Source organism: Croceibacterium salegens (assembly GCF_009827435.1).
GTDB classification, from domain to species: domain Bacteria; phylum Pseudomonadota; class Alphaproteobacteria; order Sphingomonadales; family Sphingomonadaceae; genus Croceibacterium_B; species Croceibacterium_B salegens.
On the sequence record NZ_WTYM01000026.1, the window covers coordinates 86666 to 103243 of the forward strand.

Below are 16578 nucleotides of genomic sequence, written 5' to 3' on the forward strand. Positions count from 1 at the left end.
CATTGCGAGCAATATAGCGAGACCCGCCCGCCTGATGCGATGGACCAAAGCCACCTGACCTTTCCTCCGAATTTCCTGCGGACAGCCGCACCTGAGACGCGGCCGACCCTTGCCGCACGGCGGTTAGCAGAGCATGAACCGATGCGCCATGCCCCGTACCATTCTTGCCGCTGTCCTTTTCCCTTTCGCCCTAGCCGCCTGCCAGGCCCAGCCTTCCGCCAGCGAGGAACCGCCGCTTGCCGGCGCCGCAATCGGCGGGCCCTTCACGCTTCAAAACAGCAAGGGCGAAACGGTCAACTGGAGCGACTTCGACGGCAAGTACCGCGTCGTATACTTCGGCTATACCTACTGCCCCGACGTTTGCCCGACCGACGTCGGCCGGATCATGCGCGGCTATGCCAAGTTCCAGGCCGAGGAGCCCGAACTGGCAAAGCAAGTCGTGCCGCTGTTCATCTCGGTCGATCCGAAACGCGACACGCCGGCTGTGATCGGCGAGTTCACCAATGCCTTCTCCGACGACCTGATCGGCCTGACGGGAACGCAGGAACAAATCGATGCAGCGGCCAAGGAGTTCGCTGTCTACGTCGAAAAAGGCGAGCCGAATTCCGAAGGCGGGTACCTCGTCAACCACTCGTCGGCTGGCTACCTGATGGGCCGCAAGGGCGAGCCGGTCGCCCTGTTGCCGATCGAAGTCGTCGACGACGGGACGGCAATTGCCGCGGAACTGGCCAAGTGGGTGCATTGAGGGACCGCTTCTGGGAACTCCCCCTCGCCGACCTCGATCGCGAGGAGTGGGAGGCGCTGTGCGACGGGTGCGGCCATTGCTGCCTGCACAAGCTGGAGGACGAGGACACCGGCGAGATCCACCACACCAACGTCGCCTGCAAGCTGCTCGATACCGAAACCGCGCGCTGCACCGACTACCGCCACCGCAAGGCCTTCGTGCCCGACTGCCTGAGGCTGACGCTCAAGCTGGTCTACACCGTGCCCTGGCTGCCCGATACCTGCGCCTACCGCCGCCGCGCCGAGGACCGCCCGCTGCCGTCATGGCATCACCTGCTGACCGGCAGCCGGGAAGCAATGATCGAAGCCGGGGCCTGCGTTGCCGGCAAGGTCATGTCGGAACGCGATGCGGGCGATCTCGAACACCACATCGTCGAGTGGGAGGAACCGGCATGATCGACTGGCTGCGCGGCTCCAGCGAAGACCCGGTGGTCGAGGTCGGCGGGCGCGAACTGCCGGTCGCCATCCGCCGCCACGCCCGGGCCAAGCGCCTGACCATGCGCCTCGCCCCCGACGGCAGCGAGGTGCGCGTAACCCTGCCGCGCTGGTGCCGCACCTCGGACGCTTTGGTCTTCGCCCGGGCCCGCGCCGACTGGCTCGAACGCCAGCTCGCCGCCGTACCGCAAGGCGCGCCTCCCACGCCGGGCGGAACGCTGCGCTATCGCGGTGTGGAAGTCGTCATCCTATGGGAACAGGCGCACCGCCGCACGCCGAGGCTCGAGGGCGAGGACCTGCTCGTCGGTGGACCGGCCGAAAGCCTGTCCGTTCGGCTCCAGCGCTGGCTGGAGAACGAAGCGAAGCGCCTGCTCGCCGATGACCTGGCGTTCTACTGCCAACGCGCCGGTCGTCCCGCGCCGCAACTACGGCTGTCACGCGCCCAGCGCCGCTGGGGTTCCTGCTCGGACCGCGCGGCAATCCGCATCAATTGGCGGCTGGTTCAGGCGCCAGATCTAGTGCGCCGCTCGGTCGTGGCGCATGAGGTCGCGCACCTAGCCCACTTCGACCACTCACCGGCCTTCCACGCCGAACTGGCCCGCCTTTTCGAAGACGATATCAAGGCGGCCGACCGCTGGCTTAGGGACCATGGGCGCAGTCTCTACGCTTCGTTCGGATGAGGACCGCCAGTAATTGGCACGGAAAATACCCGCATTAGTGACAAGATTGCTGTCGTTTGCCCCGTTAGAGGCGCATCTTCGCCTTCGACTTCGAATATGATGCTATGCTGAGGGGATGCGTGTGGACAGGATTCCTTTCGTCAGGCGGGCGATTCTCGCCGATCGCCCAATCTCTGCAAACGTCGGCTGGACAGCGTTGGCCGTCCTCGTCCCCGCGCTGTTCCGCTGGTTCCTCGATCACGGCACGAGCGGCGTCCCGTTCATCACCTTCTTTCCGTCAATCCTGCTCACGAGCGTATTGCTGGGTTGGCAATACGGACTGGCGACCGCCATCGTCTCGGGCGTCATTGCGAACCGGCTGCTGCGACAGGTTCCACTGCATTTCCTGACCGAGAGCAGCGACGCTCTGCTCTTCGTTCTCTTCGCGATCGACAGCCTCGTCATCATTTTCTCAGGCAATTCGCTGCGCAACGTGATCCGCAGCCAGGACGAAGCCCGGGTGCGGGAGGAAGCGCTCAAGCGCGAGCTGCTGCATCGGGTCAAGAACCTGTTCACCATCGTCCAGTCGCTGGCGGCGCTGACAGCGCGCAATTCCGCACCGGAAGAGTTCAGCGAGAAGTTCGGCAGCCGGCTGGCGACGCTGGGTCAGGCAAACGACCTGATCGTTTCCGCTGGGGATGAAAGGGCCGACGTGGAGGCGCTGGTCGAACGGGCTATCGAGCCTTTCCGCATCGAAGACAACTTTGCATGCAGCGGTCCGCACTTCGCCCTGCCGCCAACCGCGGTGGTTCCGCTGGCGCTCGCATTGCATGAATTGTGCACCAATGCCGTCAAGTACGGAGCGCTTTCCGCGCCCGAAGGCAAGGTGACGATTTCCTGGAAGATGCAGGGCGACGACCTGCTGATCGAATGGACCGAAAGCGGCGGCCCGGCCGTTGTCCCGCCTTCGCGCCAGGGCCTCGGTTCCATGCTCCTCCGGCCGCGCAATTCACTCAAGGACATCAGGCTGTCCTTTGCGCCGGATGGCGCAAGATGCAGCATTCTAGTGACGCCCGAAGACTAGGAAAGACCATGGCAAATCCACCACCCGTCGGCGCCTTTGCAATCGTCCCGACGATGGATCTCCCGGCGTCGATCGCGTTCTGGGAACAGATGGGCTTCGCGCGAACCGGCGGCGAGCCGACATACGTCATCTTGACCGGCTGGGACTGCGAGGTGCACCTCAGGCCCGGCGATCCGCCGCCCTGGGACGTGCCCGAACACAATCCCTTCGGCGTCTTCATCCGCACCCCGCACGTCGACGAAATCGCCGAACGCATGGCAGACCGCGTCATTCGGCCCGGCGGTGTGTTGAGGCACCGCGAGTGGGGCCTGTACGAAGTCGGCCTTGCCGGGCCCGACAACCTGCTGGTCCGGGTGGGCTGGCCATCGGACCTGGTCAGAATCGCATAAACCTGTCTCAAGCCTCAAGGCGACTTTAGGGCCAAATTCCGTCCAGCAGTTCTTCTTGAAAGACAGGCTGTTGCGGGATTTCGGCTCGTGGCCAGAAACCGCGCGAATGGTCGCATTATCGTGGCATCCCGGGACCGGTGCGGGAGGATCTGTGGCGACAGGGGAACGCCTGCACCGAAAGTACCAGCGATGAAGAAGACCATTACGACAACTGCCATTGCCGCCGCCCTGCTTACCCTCGCCGGGACTGCGCAGGGACAATCCGGCGACAATCCCACGGGTGCCGTCACACCCGCTCCGCCACCACCTTCGACCGCGCAGCCAAAGGCGCAGATCCCACCCCCGACCATCGACAGCGACGATGACGGAACCAACGATGCATGGGACCGCGATGCCGACGGCAAGCCCGATCTCTGGGACAAGAACGGCGACAACTTCCCCGACGCGGCAGATCAGGACCACGACGGTCAACCCGACACCGCGGTGAAGCAGCCGGATCCGGGCACCCGCACGGCGCCGGCCGCGCCGGAACAACCGGATTCCTCGGACGAATAGTACCCCTCTGGGCCGGGCGAATCCGCCCTTCCGCCCGGCCCCACCTGGCAACCAAACCAACCACGCCTAACCACCTGTTAACCCTATTTTGGCATAGCAGGATCAATGGCACGTTTCGGCCTCCTTGCGGCCGCCCTGCTGACGGCCCCGCTCCCCGCCCTTGCGGTCGGGGCGGACCCGCTTGCCGCCAATCCGGCCGACGCGTCCGTGGCACCGGCGACCCAGGTCGATACGGCAATCGTGTCCTTGCAGGGCAATGGCAAAGGGGGCGGCAAGGGTAACGCCGAACCGCTGACCATCACCATCGACGCCGGCATCCAGTTCTCCTTGCTTGCCCTGCGTGGGCCGGTCGACGGCGACGCCTTGGTCGACCCGGTCACCGGTGAGACCAAGCCGGGCCCGAACATGGTCAACCTTGGCGGCCTGTCGTTCCAGGGCAAGGCGGTCATCACCGGCGAACCGCTGCGGCCGATCCGCATCCAGTTGCCGACGCAGGTCGTGCTCCACAGCACCGACGGGACCCAGGCCCGGCTCACCGAATTCACCACTGACCTGCCCGGCGTCGCGTTGCTCGATGCCAACGGCCGGCTGGAGTTCTCGTTCGGGGCGAAGATCGATTCACACAACGCCGTGGGCGGCAAGTTCCGCGGCAGGATCCCGATCCGCGTCGACTATTTCTGACGTTACAACGTAACGGGGTGGCGCACCGGGCCGGGGGGGCCTATCTTGGCCGGCATGAAATTCTTGCGGTTCTTTTCCCCGCGGCGTGCCGTGTCAGATTTCGTCGAGGAATGGCGACAGCCCCAGCCCTATCGCTGGCAGATTTTCGGTGTTTCGGTGGCGGCAACATTCGCCTTGATGATGCTGCTCATCCCCAAGAGCGAGCGCGCTCCGCCTGAAAAGCCGGACATCGTCTATATCTCGACTTTCGACAAGAATCGTACCGAAGCACAGATCGTCGCCTCCAACATCGCCAATCAGGAACGCAAGGACGAGCTTGCGGCGGAGCAGGCCAAGCGCGAGGAGGTCCGCAAGGAATTCTACCGCGAACTGGGCCGGGCCACCGGACTCGACGTCGACAAGATGGAGCGCGAGGCCAAGGAGGAAGAGGCTGCCAAGGCGGCCGCGCAGGCCAAGCAGGAAGCCGAACTGCAGGCGCGCCGCGACGCTGCTGCCGCTGCCAAGGCGAGCTCCGCCGCCAGTGAATGAGGCCGATGAGCGCTGGCTGGCGGCTGCCGCCGCGCTCGCCGAACGCGCCCGCCCGCTGAGCCGGCCCAATCCCGCAGTCGCCGCGATTGTCGTCAGGGACGGTATCGTCGTCGGGCGCGGCTGGACGCAGACTGGCGGACGGCCCCACGCAGAGGCCGTGGCGCTGGCCCAGGCGGGCGAGCAGGCGCGGAGCGCCACAATCTACGTCACCCTTGAACCCTGCGCTCATCGCGGCGAGCGCGGTCCCGCCTGCGCCGATCTCATTGCCGCATCGGGCGTTACGCGCGCCATCATTGGCGTCAAAGACCCCGACCTGCGAACTGCCGGAAGCGGAATGGCGCGGCTGCGCGAAGCCGGGATCGACGTTGAGTTGGCGAACCATGCAGCGAGCCGGGCAAGCCTTGCCGGGTATCTGACCCGGGCGCGCGAGAACCGACCCTTCGTCACGCTCAAGTTGGCGCTGACCGGCGACGGCTTCATCGCCCGTCCCGATGGGTCGAGCAAATGGATCACCAGCGAGGCGGCGCGCGCCCACGCCCACCGCGAGCGAGCGCGCAGCGATGCCATCCTCGTCGGCGGCGGCACGCTCCGCGTTGACGCTCCCCGCCTCGACGTTCGCCTCCCCGGGCTCGAGGACCGTAGCCCGGGGCGGCTGGTGCTGACGCGTGGCGCTGCGCCGGATGGTTGGCGCGCTGTCGCTTCGCCCGATGCCATTCGCGACCTTGGCGCCATTCAATATCTGATGATCGAAGGCGGGGCCGAGGTCGCACGCGCCTTCCTCTCCGCCGGGCTAGTCGATCGGATCATGCTCTACCGCGCCCCGATCGAGTTCGGCGAGGGCATCTCGCCATTCCCAGAAGGCTTGCCTGGAGGGTGGCGAGTCATCGAACGGCGCACACTCGGTCCGGACACTCTCGAAATCCTCGAACCGGCAGGCTAGGGAGCATCCATGTTCACCGGGATCGTCACCGCAATCGGCACCATCGAAGCGCGCGAGGAACGCGGCGACCTTCGCCTCAGGATTTCCTGCCCGTGGGACCCGGCTACCATCGCCATAGGCGCGAGTATTGCCTGCGCCGGGGTCTGCCTGACGGTGGTCGACAAGGGCGGCGCGCCCGGTGCGGCGTGGTTCGCAGTGGATGTCTCGGCCGAAACGCTCTCGCGCACCGCGAAGGGCGCCTGGTCGGAGGGGGCAAGGATCAACCTCGAACCCTCCCTGCGGATCGGCGACGAGCTGGGCGGGCACATCGTCTCGGGCCATGTCGATGCTGTCGGCACCGTGGCGGCCAAGGCGGCGGAGGGAGACTCGGCCCGCTTCACGATATCCGCTCCGAAAGACCTGGCGCCTTTCCTCGCGGAGAAAGGTTCGGTGACGGTCGACGGGGTCTCGCTGACGGTCAATACGGTCGCGGACCAGCCGGACGGCTCGGTGCATTTCGGCCTCAATATCATCCCGCATACCGCCGAGGTTACCACGCTGGGCGAGCTGGGAGAGGGGGGTGAGGTCAACCTCGAGATCGACACCGTCGCCCGCTACCTGAAGCGGCTGGAGAGCCTGCGGGCGTGACGAAAAGGTGCGAATGAAGCACTTCATTCGCCGCCGAAACACTCAATCGTCGGCGGTAAGGCCGTGTTTCTTGATGCAGTGGCGCAACTGATCGTAGGTCAGCCCGAGCGCCTTGGCGGTCTGGCGCTGGTTCCAGCGGTTGGCGCCTAGGTGGTGCTCGATGATCGCGCGTTCGTAGCCATCGACTGCATCGCGCAGGTCCTCGATCGCGGCATAGTCCGGACCTGACGCCGCCCGCGGCGCGGCCCTCGGCGCCTCTTCGCTGCGCTGGTGCGAGGCTTCGCCCTGCGGGACCCAGGGGCTGTCGAACGGATCGAACTGGACGTGGCTGATCGGCTCGCCCCACTCGTCCCAGCGGTAGACCGCGCGTTCGATCACGTTGCGCAGCTCGCGCACGTTGCCGGGCCAGGAGTACTCGTCGAGCTCGCGGCGGACGTGATCGGCGAAGCCGGGCCAGCGATCCCAGCCGATCTCGGCAGCCATGCGGCGGCCGAAGTAGTCGGCCAGCACCAGCACGTCGCCCTCGCGCACGCGCAGCGGCGGGAGCGTAATGACCTCGAAACTCAGGCGGTCGAGAAGGTCGGCGCGAAAGCGGCCCTCCGCCGCCAGCCTGGGGAGATTTTCGTTGGTCGCGGCGACGATCCTGACGTCGACCGAGATCGGCCGGTTCGAGCCGATGCGCGTCACCTCGCCATATTCGACCGCGCGCAGCAGGCGCTCCTGCGCGCCCATCGACAGAGTCGCCAGTTCGTCGAGAAATAGCGTGCCCCGGTCGGCTTCCTCGAACTTGCCCTCGCGGGTTCTGGTAGCACCGGTGAACGACCCCGCCTCGTGGCCGAACAGCTCGGCCTCGACCAGCGTTTCGGGAAGCGCCGCGCAGTTCATGATGACGAGCGGCTCGTCCCATCGCGTTGACAGGCGATGCAGGCGCTCGGCGATCAGTTCCTTGCCGGTGCCGCGCTCGCCGACGACCAGCACGGGGCGGCGCATGGGCGCGGCGCGGCTGGCGCGCTCGACCGCGTCGAGAAAGGCTCCGGACTGGCCAACGAACTGGTTTTCCCGCTCCATTGACCAACCTTTAGCGAATTTCACCAAGTCATGGCAATATCCACCTATCGAGACCTGCAAAAAGTCTAATAGACTACTGATATTACGTCATTTTCTCCAACTGGCACGCTGCTTGCTATATGATGAACAACGATTGACCCAGGAGGAATTGACCCATGTTCGACCGCCATTTCTTCACCAGCAAGCTCGGCGTCGCCGCGCTGGTAAGCGCGGCCATGATGGTGACCTTCAACATCTACGCCCTGAACGCGCAGTATGTCGCGGCGGCCCCGGCCGCAGCGACCGCTGCCGGATCGGCCCTGGGCCTGCCCCTGGTGGTGCTGGCATGAGCGAGGAGGACGGCCCCCTGCGGCCCATTCCGCGACCGCGCGCCGAGGCTTCGCGCCTCGATCGCGAGATCGAACGGCTGCGCACCAGCCCCACCCCAACCCATAACTCATTTGCTTCCGGAGGCGTCTGGATGGGTATCTTTTCGCGTACCCGCGATATCATCGCGGCCAATTTCAACGAACTCCTCGACCAGGCGGACGACCCGGCCAAGATGATCCGCATGATCATCATGGAGATGGAGGAAACGCTGGTCGAAGTTCGCGCCAGCGCGGCACGGACGATCGCCGACCAGAAGGAAATGCACCGCCACACGGTCAAGCTGGAGAAGCTCCAGGCCGACTGGGCGGACAAGGCCCAGCTGGCCCTGTCGAAGGACCGCGAGGACCTCGCCCGTGCGGCGCTGGTCGAAAAGAAGCGCGCCGGCGACATGGCCGACCAGCTCAAGCAGGAAATCGCCGTGCTCGACGACGCGTTGCGCGCCTACGAGCAGGACATCGCCAAGCTGCAGAACCGCCTGCGCGAAGCGCGCAGCCGGCAGACGCAGATTGCCGCCCGGCTCGAAAGCGCCGAGAATCGCGTCAAGCTGCGCAGCCTGATGACCAACGAGCGGGTCGATGACGCGCTCGCCCGGTTCGACCAGCTCGAACGTCGGGTCGACTACGCCGAGGGCCGCGCCGACGCGCTGTCGATTGCCGACGGCACCAACAAGCCGAGCCTGTCGGACGAAATCGCCGCGCTCGAAGGCTCCGACAAGGTCGACGCCGAACTCGAAGAAATGAAGCGCGCGCTCGGCCTGGGCGACGCGAAAGACACTCAGGAGGACTGATCCGTGGAAGAAGCCATCCCAATTATCGCCATATTCCTTGGCCTGCCATGGATCATCCTGCACTACATCACGCGCTGGAAGACCGCCGCGACGATCACGTCCGACGACGAAGTCCTGCTCGAGGAACTCTACAATCTCGCCAAGCGCCTCGACGAGCGCATGGATACGGTCGAGCGTCTGGTCGCCAGCGACAATCCGGAATTCAAGCCGGCCCGCATCATGCACGACATGGAAATCGACAACGAGCCGCTGCGCGAACTCGACCGGCTGCTCGCGGAACGAGGAGACCGCAAGTGACCAGCAAGCACACCACGCTCTATCGCGACAAGCAGAACGCCCGCCTTATGGGTGTCTGTGCGGGGATTGCCGACTACACCGGCATCGACCTGCTGTGGGTCAGGCTGGGCTTCATCGCGCTGATCGCGATGACCTCGGGCGGCATCCTGCCGTTCTACTTCCTCGCCGGCATCGCGCTGAGCAAGAAGCCCGCGCACCTCTACGTCGACCAGGACGAGCAGCGTTACTGGCAGCGCGTCCGGCAGAGCCCGAAGCGCACCGCCCGCGAAATCCGCGCCCGCTTCCGCGACGTCGATCGCCGGCTGGCCGAAGTCGAAACCTACTACGTGACCAGCAACCCGCGCCTGTCGGCCGAAATCGAGCGGCTGCGCTGAACAGCAGGAAGGAACAGCGTCATGAACTTGCCCGGAGTCGCCGCGGTCCTTGCACCGTTCCTGATGATAGTCGGCATCGTCTGGGTAATCAGTCGCGCGAAGCTCGAAGAGAAGCGTCTCTCGCTAACCTCCGATCAGAGCGCGGACGAAGCGACGCAGTACTCTGCTCGCATGGCCGAGATGGAAGAGCGCCTGCAGGTCCTCGAACGGATCGTGACCGACAGGGGCTACGACGTGGCGACGCAGATCGAGGCCCTGCGCGACAAGCGCCGGGTCGAAGGTCAGCTCGAAGACCGCATTGGCGCACTGTGACCGCAGTTGCAGGTTTGATGGAGGAATACCGTGGAAGTCCTAATTCCAATCTTCGGCATCATCATGGGTTGCGGCATTCCGATGGTCGCCATCTGGGCCAAGCATCAGCAGAAGCTGGCCGAAATGCAGATCAGTTCGACTGCCCTGAATTCCGCAGAACGGGCCGCGCAATACGTGAGCCACGTCAAGGAGCTTGAGGACCGCGTCCGCGTGCTCGAACGCATCGTCACCGACAAGGGTTACGATGTCGCCACCCAGATCGAGGCGCTGCGCGACCAGCGCCGGATCGAGGACCAGCTGGAAGACCTGCGCGAACCATCGCGCATCTGAGGAGGTAGCAATGGGTTTCGGTAGCCCCGAATTCGTACTTTCGATCATCGGCATGGCGATGTTCGCCGGGGTGCTCAAGTCGGCGATCCGGGCCCGCCACGGGTTCGAGGATCCCCATCCGCACGCCGGCGGGAAGCGAGCGCGACGGAACGAGATCGCTCGGCTGCGTGACCAAAACACCGGCATAGTCGCCAGCCTGCGCGAGGACAACGCCAGGCTGACGCACCGTCTCGAATCCTACGAAGACCGCCTCCGCGTTCTGGAACGCATCGTCACCGACAACAGCTACAACCTCGCCAGCGAAATCGAACAGCTGCGCGACCGCCGGGAGAAGGCATGATGGGACCTGGAGACGCAATCGCAGTCGTCGCCGTGGCCGGTGTTGCCATCGGCTTCCTGATCACTATCGGCACCACGCTGCACAAGTGGATCGAATACAAGCGTCACCGCGCCGAACTCGAACTACAAGCGCGCGGCGCCGTGCGTTCGGAGCGCAACGAAGCCTACAACGACTTACTCGAAGAACGCGTCCGCGTGCTCGAGCGGATCGCCACCGACAGGGGCGTCGACCTAGCGCTGCGAATCGAGGAACTGCGCGAACCCGCGTGGGTCGAGTCCGCGCCCAAGCAGAGGAGCGACGCCTGATGGACTGGGTCGCGATTGTCACCGTCATCGTCGGTCTGCCGACGGTGTTCGGCGCCGGGGTCGCAGCCTACCGGCGGCACCTGACCTTCAAGGAGCGCCAGCTCGAGCTGACGGCCTACCGAGCCGACGAACCCGCTACGCACTACTCGGCCCAAGTCACGCGGCTTGAGGAGCGCGTGCGCGTGCTCGAACGCATCGCTACCGACAAGGGTGCCGACCTCGCCGCGCAGATCGAGGACCTACGGGAGGAGACCAAGACCGCCCAGAAGGCCCAGGAGGAGCTGAACTGATGTCACCCGACGACATTTTCTCGATCGTAGTGCTAGGTCTGCTTGGCACCGTCTCGATCGTCGGCATCAGTGTCGGCGGCTGGGTCTACAGCACCCGGATGAAGATCAAGAACGGCTACCCACTGGAAAGCATGTGGGGCAAGCCGATGCATCCGCAGCTCACCAGCGAGGCGAACGAGCGGGTCAAGCTGGTCACCCAGGAAAACGCCCAGCTCCGCGCCGAACTCGCCGCGATGAAGGACCGGCTGGTCGTGGTCGAACGCATCGTCACCGACAGCGGATACCAGCTCGGTCACGAAATCGATCGCCTGCGCGATCAGGGGAAGGTGCAGTGAGCCCATTCGAGTTCATCATCGCCCTCGTTCACGGGCCGCACACACTGCCGAACAGCCGCAATGCCGAGCTTGAAAAGACGGTCCAGCAGCTGACCGAGCGCGTGAAAGTCCTCGAGGGGATTGTCACCGACAGCGGATACCAGCTCGGCCACCAGATCGAACGCCTGCGCGACAAGGAGAACGTGCTGTGAACCCGTTTGAATTCGTCCTCGTCATCGTACTCGCCGGGATGGGTTATTCCATGTGGAAGACCAAGCACCTGAGCAAGCACGGCAGCTACGAAGACCAGGAAGGCAAGGTCCACAAGCTCGACACCGGCCGCGAGGCAGAACTGCAGCGCGAAGTCGAGGAACTGCGCGAACGCGTGAAGGTCCTCGAACGTATCGCCACCGACGACCGCGGCTCGCGCCTGCTGTCCGAAGAGATCGACAAACTGCGCGACAAGTGATTGAGGAAGGGATCCAAGCCATGTTGAATCAGGAAGTTCTGATCGCCGGAAGCTCCCTCATCGGGCTGCTGGTGATTGCCGCGACCATACTCAAGGGCTGGCAGGGCTGGCTGGCACTGAAGGATCGCGAGCTGGAGATGCACCGCATCCGGACCGGACCGGGGCGCGAGATCGAGGGCGGCGCCTCCGAAGGCGCGGCGCGGATCGAGATTGCCGACCTCAAGGAACGCATCCGCAAGCTCGAGGCGATCGCCAGCGGAGTCGATCTTTGAGCAACGCCACCGGCCACGCAACAAGCGCCGGCATCGGCCTTGGCAGCGCCATCGCCGTGGCGATATCGTGGAGCCTACACAAGTCCATCATCTGGGCGATCATCCACGGCATCTTCTCGTGGTTCTACGTGATCTATTACGCCGTGACCCGGCCCGGGGGAATTGCCGGGTAGCGCAGGCTGGACGGCGGCCCCGCCCCCTGCCATTGCGCGCGCCATGCGCCCACTTTCCGACATTGCCGAGGAATACGATTTTCTCGATTCCGACGAACGTTACCGCCTGCTGATCGAGCTTGGCCGCGAGCTGGAGCCGATGCCCGCGCCGCTCAAGACCGACGCCACGCTGGTCCGCGGCTGTTCGGCGCAGGTGTGGATCTATCCGGTCGAAAAGGGTGAGGCGCTGCACTGGCTCGCCGACAGCAACGCCGCGATCACCAAGGGCATCGTCGCGCTGGTGCTTTCCGCGGTGCAGGACAAGCCGGCCGCCGAAGTGGCGCAGATGGACGTCGCCGCCGCGCTCGAGCCCTTCGACCTCAGGAACCAGCTCAGTTCCAACCGCACCCAGGGCGTGCCCAACATGATCGCGCTGATCCGCCAGACGGCGGAGAGGTTTGCCAGCGGGGCCTGACCACTACTGGGTTTTCGGCAATCCGGTGCAGGTGAAGCGCTTGTCGTCAATGACGAGCAGGGTCTGGCTGTAGTCGCCCTGCGGCTCGATCCACACGTCGTCCATGCCCGCGCGCGCCGCGATGACCGGCCGGTCGCGCATGAACATTGCCTCGATCCACCGCGCCGAGGGATCCTTCCCGAGCGCGTAGCCGTCGCTGTAGAGGTCCATGTTGCCGCTCCACGCGGTCACCACCCAGGCCTGCGGTCGATCCGACACGGGACGTTCGGTGAATGTGCACAGCGGCGTCGCGTCGTGCGTCAGTTTCTGGTCCCACGAGCCGGAAGCGCGCTTCAGCGCCGCACGCTCGCCCAGCGGCGGCAACCCGCCTTCGGGCATTTCCGCTTCGCCGACGCGCGGGCCTGAGGCAACAGAAGCGCTCGGCGCGGGCTCCGGCTGGTCGTCTCCGCAGCCCGACAGCAGCAGGCCCGCCGCACAAAACGCTGCCATGCCATTACGCATCTTGCTTTCCTCGTCCCTCGCGCCTATCTGGCGCTCATCCCGACATTGGTAACAAAGTCTGGTGCTGGCGCCTCCGGGGGCCGGCCCGAACCCACTTTGGCAGCCACTGTCACCCGTTTGGAGAGTGCATGGCCGATATCGCGCGCCTGACGCAAGTGATCGAACCGGAGGCGACCGCCCTCGGCTTCGAGCTTGTGCGCGTGAAGATGACAGGCAGCGACCCGGAGTCGGGCGGGGAACGCACGCTGCAGGTCATGGCCGAGGATCCGGCAACCGGGCAGCTGGTCGTCGAACAATGCATGGCCCTGTCGCGTCGCGTCTCGGATGCGATCGATGCGATCGAGGAAGCCGGCGAGGAGCTGATCCACGGCGCCTACAACCTCGAAGTCAGCAGCCCCGGCATCGACCGGCCGCTGACCCGGCCCAAGGACTTCGCCAACTGGGCGGGTCACGAAGCGAATTTCTCGCTGACCGAAAAGGTCGGCGACCACCGCAAGCTGCGCGGCACGCTGCTCGGCCTCGAAGACGGCAAGGCCGTGGTCGAGGATCGCAAGCACGGGCGCTTTGCGGTACCCCTGGAACTTATTCATTCGGCCAAGCTGGTGCTGACCAACGAGCTGATCGCCGCGACCAGGCCGCTCGACACCAGCGGCGCCGAAGAATTCGAAGAAACCCCACACGACGAAATGTCAGAAGAGAAGGCTGAAGACTGATGGCCAGTCCGATTTCCGCCAACAAGGCCGAACTGCTTGCGATCGCCAACTCGGTCGCCTCGGAAAAGATGATCGACAAGGCGATCGTCATCGAGGCGATGGAAGAAGCGATCCAGAAGAGCGCGCGCAACCGCTACGGCGCCGAAAACGACATCCGCGCCAAGCTCGACCCGCTGACCGGCGACCTGCGCCTGTGGCGCGTCGTCGAGGTGGTCGAGGTAGTCGAGGACTACTTCAAGCAGGTTGACCTGAAGCAGGCCGAGAAGCTCCAGCCCGGCGCCGCGGTCGGCGACTTTATTGTCGACCCGCTGCCCCCGGTCGACCTTGGCCGCATCGACGCGCAGAGCGCCAAGCAGGTGATCTTCCAGAAGGTCCGCGACGCCGAGCGTGAGCGCCAGTACGAGGAATTCAAGGACCGCGCCGGCGAAGTCATCACCGGCGTGATCAAGTCGGTCGAATTCGGCCACGTCATCGTCAACCTCGGCCGCGCCGAGGGCGTGATCCGCCGCGACCAGCAGATCCCGCGCGAAGCCGCCCGCGTCGGCGAACGCGTCCGTGCGCTGATCATGAAGGTGGAACGCAACAATCGCGGCCCGCAGATCTTCCTGACCCGCGCGCACCCCGAGTTCATGAAGAAGCTGTTCGCGCAGGAAGTGCCCGAAATCTACGACGGCATTATCGAGATCAAGGCGGCCGCCCGCGACCCGGGCAGCCGCGCCAAGATCGGCGTCATCAGCCATGACAGCAGCATCGACCCGGTCGGCGCCTGCGTCGGCATGAAGGGCAGCCGCGTCCAGGCCGTCGTGCAGGAACTGCAGGGCGAGAAGATCGACATCATCCCGTGGAGTGAGGACAGCGCGACCTTTGTCGTCAACGCGCTCCAGCCGGCCACCGTCAGCCGCGTCGTGCTCGACGAGGACGAGAGCCGCATCGAGGTGGTGGTGCCCGACGACCAGCTTTCGCTGGCGATCGGCCGCCGCGGCCAGAACGTGCGCCTCGCCAGCCAGCTGACCGAGAGCCAGATCGACATCATGACCGAGGAAGAATCCTCGGAGAAGCGCCAGCGCGAGTTCGCCGAGCGTTCGAAGATGTTCGAGGAAGAGCTCGACGTCGACGAAACGCTGTCGCAGCTGCTCGTCGCCGAAGGCTTCGCCGAGCTCGAGGAAGTCGCCTATGTCGAACTCGACGAACTGGCTTCGATCGAAGGCTTCGACGAGGAACTGGCCGAAGAACTGCAGAGCCGCGCGCAGGAAGCGCTCGAACGGCAGGAAGAAGCCTACCGCACCGAACGTAAGGAACTCGGCGTCGAGGACGCGCTGGCCGCAATGCCGCACCTCACCGAGCAGATGCTCGTCGTGCTGGGCAAGGCCGGCATCAAGGACCTCGACGACCTCGCCGACCTCGCCACCGACGAACTGATCGCCAAGAAGCGCGAGGCTCCGCGCCGCCGCCAGCAGGCCACCGACGGCCCGCCGCTGCGCCGCGACCGTCCGCGTGCCGACGACAAGGGCGGCGTGCTCGGCGAATTCGGCCTGACCGAAGAGCAGGGCAACGAGATCATCATGGCTGCGCGCGCGCACTGGTTCGAAGACGAAGAACCTGTCGCCGCGCTGGCCCAAGCAGAGGAGGCCGCTGATGCGGAATCCTCGCAATGAGCCGCTAGGGGAACCTGACACCGCCGGCGCCGCCGACCCCGCATCGGGGCCGGAACGGCGCTGCGTGCTGACCGGACGGACCGGTTCGCGCGACGAATTCGTGCGGCTGGCGGTCTCGCCCGACGGCGACGTCCTGCCCGACGCCCTCGCCCGCGCCCCCGGGCGCGGCGCGTGGATCGGCGTCGGCCGGGCAGAGTTGCAGGCGGCGATCGACAACGGCAAGCTCAAGGGCGCCCTCGCGCGCGCCTTCAAGGGCGGAGCGCTGGCAATTCCGGCGGACCTCGCCGAGAAGACCGAAAACGCGCTGCGCAAGGCTTTCGCCGATCGGCTGGGCCTCGAAATGCGCGCCGGACGCCTTATCTTGGGGTCCGACCGGATCGCGAACGAAGCGCGAATGGGCAAGGTCGCGGCACTCTACCATGCCGCCGACGCCAGCGACGATGGCAGCCGCAAGCTCGATCAGGCATGGCGCGTGGGACAGGATGCGGAAGGCTCTGGCCTTTGCGGCCTGCGCCTGCCACTGGACCGCGCGGCACTGTCTGTGGCATTGGGCCGCGACAATGTCGTCCACCTGGCGCTGGCCGATGTCCGGTCGGCCGAGCGGATCGCCGTTCCGCTCCAGCGCCTGCTGACCTTTCTGGGCGCCGTTAAGGCGAATGAAGACTGTGGCCACGAGGCCGCGACGACTGAATGATTTTGAAGGACTGATAAACGCACATGAGCGAGAGCAACGACACCCCCCGCACCCGCAAGCCGCTCGGCCTGAAGCGGTCGGTTGACGCGGGCGAGGTCAAGCAGACCTTCAGCCACGGCCGCACCAACAAGGTCGTGGTCGAGGTCAAGCAGCGCCGCGTGCTGCGCAAGCCGGGCGAAC

At 65.4% G+C, this 16578-nt stretch carries 31 protein-coding genes; 29 read left to right on the plus strand and 2 right to left on the minus strand.

The genetic code is table 11. The annotated features are described in order from the left end of the window. Positions 1 to 148: 148 nt before the first annotated feature. The 10 genes from GRI89_RS17925 to GRI89_RS03055 all read left to right on the plus strand — a co-directional run bounded on the left by GRI89_RS17925 (position 149) and on the right by GRI89_RS03055 (position 6681). A complete protein-coding gene (locus GRI89_RS17925; RefSeq protein WP_235912748.1) occupies positions 149 to 745 on the plus strand; it encodes an SCO family protein in 597 nt (198 codons plus the stop codon). Next, positions 733 to 1179: a YcgN family cysteine cluster protein gene (locus GRI89_RS17930; RefSeq protein WP_328598056.1), complete on the plus strand. Its 447-nt coding sequence runs from the start codon at positions 733 to 735 to the stop codon at positions 1177 to 1179. The genes GRI89_RS17925 and GRI89_RS17930 overlap by 13 nt, the downstream gene beginning before the upstream one ends. Next, complete coding sequence (locus tag GRI89_RS03020) at positions 1176 to 1898, plus strand: M48 family metallopeptidase (protein WP_159792051.1); 723 nt, start codon at positions 1176 to 1178, stop codon at positions 1896 to 1898. Before GRI89_RS17930 ends, GRI89_RS03020 begins: the two co-directional genes overlap by 4 nt. A 121-nt stretch (positions 1899 to 2019) precedes the next feature. After that, a complete protein-coding gene (locus tag GRI89_RS03025; protein ID WP_159792053.1) occupies positions 2020 to 2961 on the plus strand; it encodes a sensor histidine kinase in 942 nt (313 codons plus the stop codon). Between the two features lie 8 nt (positions 2962 to 2969). Further along, positions 2970 to 3350 (plus strand): VOC family protein, encoded by a 381-nt coding sequence (locus GRI89_RS03030; protein WP_159792055.1) that lies wholly within the window; start codon positions 2970 to 2972, stop codon positions 3348 to 3350. A 189-nt stretch (positions 3351 to 3539) separates the two neighbouring features. Then, positions 3540 to 3905: a hypothetical protein gene (locus GRI89_RS03035; RefSeq protein WP_159792057.1), complete on the plus strand. Its 366-nt coding sequence runs from the start codon at positions 3540 to 3542 to the stop codon at positions 3903 to 3905. A 105-nt stretch (positions 3906 to 4010) separates the two neighbouring features. Then, on the plus strand, positions 4011 to 4586 hold the full coding sequence (locus GRI89_RS03040; RefSeq protein ID WP_159792059.1) for a DUF4402 domain-containing protein: 576 nt from the start codon (positions 4011 to 4013) through the stop codon (positions 4584 to 4586). Between the two features lie 90 nt (positions 4587 to 4676). After that, on the plus strand, positions 4677 to 5114 hold the full coding sequence (locus GRI89_RS03045; protein WP_159792061.1) for a hypothetical protein: 438 nt from the start codon (positions 4677 to 4679) through the stop codon (positions 5112 to 5114). Beyond that, positions 5107 to 6054 (plus strand): bifunctional diaminohydroxyphosphoribosylaminopyrimidine deaminase/5-amino-6-(5-phosphoribosylamino)uracil reductase RibD, encoded by a 948-nt coding sequence (ribD, locus tag GRI89_RS03050; RefSeq protein ID WP_328598057.1) that lies wholly within the window; start codon positions 5107 to 5109, stop codon positions 6052 to 6054. The genes GRI89_RS03045 and ribD overlap by 8 nt, the downstream gene beginning before the upstream one ends. Positions 6055 to 6063: 9 nt before the next feature. After that, entirely contained in the window at positions 6064 to 6681 is a 618-nt protein-coding gene (locus tag GRI89_RS03055; protein WP_159792063.1) for a riboflavin synthase, read from the plus strand. Positions 6682 to 6723: 42 nt separating this feature from the next. On the opposite strand, the gene pspF is transcribed toward GRI89_RS03055, so the two are convergent. After that, entirely contained in the window at positions 6724 to 7749 is a 1026-nt protein-coding gene (gene pspF / locus GRI89_RS03060; RefSeq protein ID WP_159792065.1) for a phage shock protein operon transcriptional activator, read from the minus strand. A gap of 155 nt (positions 7750 to 7904) precedes the next feature. Between pspF and GRI89_RS03065 the strand changes: the two genes are divergently transcribed. The 15 genes from GRI89_RS03065 to GRI89_RS03130 all read left to right on the plus strand — a co-directional run bounded on the left by GRI89_RS03065 (position 7905) and on the right by GRI89_RS03130 (position 12835). After that, a complete protein-coding gene (locus GRI89_RS03065; RefSeq protein WP_159792067.1) occupies positions 7905 to 8078 on the plus strand; it encodes a hypothetical protein in 174 nt (57 codons plus the stop codon). Beyond that, positions 8075 to 8905, plus strand: coding sequence for a phage shock protein PspA (pspA, locus tag GRI89_RS03070; protein ID WP_159792069.1), 831 nt, complete (start codon positions 8075 to 8077; stop codon positions 8903 to 8905). Before GRI89_RS03065 ends, pspA begins: the two co-directional genes overlap by 4 nt. A gap of 3 nt (positions 8906 to 8908) precedes the next feature. Continuing rightward, positions 8909 to 9202 (plus strand): envelope stress response membrane protein PspB, encoded by a 294-nt coding sequence (pspB, locus tag GRI89_RS03075; protein WP_328598058.1) that lies wholly within the window; start codon positions 8909 to 8911, stop codon positions 9200 to 9202. Next, positions 9199 to 9576 (plus strand): envelope stress response membrane protein PspC, encoded by a 378-nt coding sequence (gene pspC, locus GRI89_RS03080; RefSeq protein WP_328598059.1) that lies wholly within the window; start codon positions 9199 to 9201, stop codon positions 9574 to 9576. Before pspB ends, pspC begins: the two co-directional genes overlap by 4 nt. A 21-nt stretch (positions 9577 to 9597) precedes the next feature. After that, positions 9598 to 9888, plus strand: coding sequence for a hypothetical protein (locus GRI89_RS03085; RefSeq protein WP_159792071.1), 291 nt, complete (start codon positions 9598 to 9600; stop codon positions 9886 to 9888). A 63-nt stretch (positions 9889 to 9951) separates the two neighbouring features. Then, the gene (locus GRI89_RS03090; protein WP_159792124.1) at positions 9952 to 10218 is read left to right on the plus strand and encodes a hypothetical protein; all 267 of its coding nucleotides are present in this window, start codon (positions 9952 to 9954) and stop codon (positions 10216 to 10218) included. Positions 10219 to 10228: 10 nt separating this feature from the next. Beyond that, positions 10229 to 10558 carry a hypothetical protein gene (locus GRI89_RS03095; RefSeq protein ID WP_159792073.1) on the plus strand — a complete coding sequence of 110 codons (330 nt, stop codon included), beginning with the start codon at positions 10229 to 10231 and terminating at the stop codon, positions 10556 to 10558. Continuing rightward, complete coding sequence (locus GRI89_RS03100; RefSeq protein ID WP_159792075.1) at positions 10555 to 10863, plus strand: hypothetical protein; 309 nt, start codon at positions 10555 to 10557, stop codon at positions 10861 to 10863. Before GRI89_RS03095 ends, GRI89_RS03100 begins: the two co-directional genes overlap by 4 nt. Next, positions 10863 to 11153 (plus strand): hypothetical protein, encoded by a 291-nt coding sequence (locus tag GRI89_RS03105; protein ID WP_159792077.1) that lies wholly within the window; start codon positions 10863 to 10865, stop codon positions 11151 to 11153. The genes GRI89_RS03100 and GRI89_RS03105 overlap by 1 nt, the downstream gene beginning before the upstream one ends. Further along, positions 11153 to 11488, plus strand: coding sequence for a hypothetical protein (locus GRI89_RS03110; protein ID WP_159792079.1), 336 nt, complete (start codon positions 11153 to 11155; stop codon positions 11486 to 11488). The genes GRI89_RS03105 and GRI89_RS03110 overlap by 1 nt, the downstream gene beginning before the upstream one ends. Then, positions 11485 to 11679 carry a hypothetical protein gene (locus GRI89_RS03115; protein WP_159792081.1) on the plus strand — a complete coding sequence of 65 codons (195 nt, stop codon included), beginning with the start codon at positions 11485 to 11487 and terminating at the stop codon, positions 11677 to 11679. The genes GRI89_RS03110 and GRI89_RS03115 overlap by 4 nt, the downstream gene beginning before the upstream one ends. Continuing rightward, positions 11676 to 11936 carry a hypothetical protein gene (locus GRI89_RS03120; RefSeq protein WP_328598060.1) on the plus strand — a complete coding sequence of 87 codons (261 nt, stop codon included), beginning with the start codon at positions 11676 to 11678 and terminating at the stop codon, positions 11934 to 11936. Before GRI89_RS03115 ends, GRI89_RS03120 begins: the two co-directional genes overlap by 4 nt. A 20-nt stretch (positions 11937 to 11956) precedes the next feature. Beyond that, positions 11957 to 12208, plus strand: a complete 252-nt coding sequence (locus GRI89_RS03125) for a hypothetical protein (protein WP_159792083.1) — start codon at positions 11957 to 11959, stop codon at positions 12206 to 12208. Continuing rightward, positions 12205 to 12381 carry a hypothetical protein gene (locus GRI89_RS17765; RefSeq protein ID WP_201290856.1) on the plus strand — a complete coding sequence of 59 codons (177 nt, stop codon included), beginning with the start codon at positions 12205 to 12207 and terminating at the stop codon, positions 12379 to 12381. Before GRI89_RS03125 ends, GRI89_RS17765 begins: the two co-directional genes overlap by 4 nt. Positions 12382 to 12424: 43 nt before the next feature. Further along, positions 12425 to 12835: a SufE family protein gene (locus GRI89_RS03130; protein WP_159792085.1), complete on the plus strand. Its 411-nt coding sequence runs from the start codon at positions 12425 to 12427 to the stop codon at positions 12833 to 12835. A gap of 3 nt (positions 12836 to 12838) precedes the next feature. Here the strand turns inward: GRI89_RS03130 and GRI89_RS03135 are convergent, their stop codons facing one another. Further along, on the minus strand, positions 12839 to 13336 hold the full coding sequence (locus GRI89_RS03135; RefSeq protein WP_159792087.1) for a hypothetical protein: 498 nt from the start codon (positions 13334 to 13336) through the stop codon (positions 12839 to 12841). A 128-nt stretch (positions 13337 to 13464) separates the two neighbouring features. Between GRI89_RS03135 and rimP the strand changes: the two genes are divergently transcribed. The 4 genes from rimP to GRI89_RS03155 all read left to right on the plus strand — a co-directional run. Then, on the plus strand, positions 13465 to 14049 hold the full coding sequence (rimP, locus tag GRI89_RS03140; protein WP_159792090.1) for a ribosome maturation protein RimP: 585 nt from the start codon (positions 13465 to 13467) through the stop codon (positions 14047 to 14049). After that, complete coding sequence (gene nusA, locus GRI89_RS03145) at positions 14049 to 15704, plus strand: transcription termination factor NusA (protein WP_159792092.1); 1656 nt, start codon at positions 14049 to 14051, stop codon at positions 15702 to 15704. The genes rimP and nusA overlap by 1 nt, the downstream gene beginning before the upstream one ends. Next, positions 15685 to 16398, plus strand: coding sequence for a DUF448 domain-containing protein (locus GRI89_RS03150; protein WP_159792094.1), 714 nt, complete (start codon positions 15685 to 15687; stop codon positions 16396 to 16398). The genes nusA and GRI89_RS03150 overlap by 20 nt, the downstream gene beginning before the upstream one ends. A 23-nt stretch (positions 16399 to 16421) precedes the next feature. Further along, positions 16422 to 16578: translation initiation factor IF-2 associated domain-containing protein (locus GRI89_RS03155; protein WP_159792096.1), on the plus strand; the 157-nt coding region annotated here is incomplete at its 3' end.